Raw genomic sequence first — 510 nt, forward strand, 5'->3', positions numbered from 1 at the left:
CGGGCTGGGGGCCGACGTCGCGGCCGGCCTGCGCGCCGCGGCGAGATCGTCGGCGCTCCCCGCGCATTGGGACCGTCTCGCGCTGTGCTGGCAACTGGCCAGCGACCACGGCCTGGCCGTCGCCACCCTGATGCGCGCCGCGCAGCGCGACATCGCCGAGCGGCAACGGTTCTCGGCGCGGGTGGCCTCGAACATGGCCGGTGCCCGCGCGACCGCGGCGATCCTGGCAGCCCTGCCCGTCCTCGGGTTGGTGCTGGGCCAACTGATCGGCGCCCGGCCGCTGGGCTTTTTGCTCGACGGCCACGCCGGCGGCTGGCTCCTGGTCACCGGTTCGACCCTGGCGTGCGTTGGCCTGTGGTGGGCCGACCGGATCACCGATCGGCTCGAGTCGTGACCGCGGCGGCGATGCTGCTGGCGGTGGCCGCGTGGATCGGACCCGGCCCCGCCCTGGTGCGCGCGCGGGCACGGCCACCGGTCCGCGAGCACTTGCCGCGCCCGGGGCGTGGGCCG

General features: G+C 76.9%; 1 protein-coding gene. It reads left to right on the plus strand.

What is annotated here, in order from left to right:
- On the plus strand, nt 1–394 hold a 394-nt coding region (locus HMPREF0591_RS30190), incomplete at its 5' end, for a type II secretion system F family protein (RefSeq protein WP_007172705.1).
- Nucleotides 395–510: the final 116 nt, after the last annotated feature.

Source organism: Mycobacterium parascrofulaceum ATCC BAA-614 (assembly GCF_000164135.1).
GTDB lineage: Bacteria > Actinomycetota > Actinomycetes > Mycobacteriales > Mycobacteriaceae > Mycobacterium > Mycobacterium parascrofulaceum.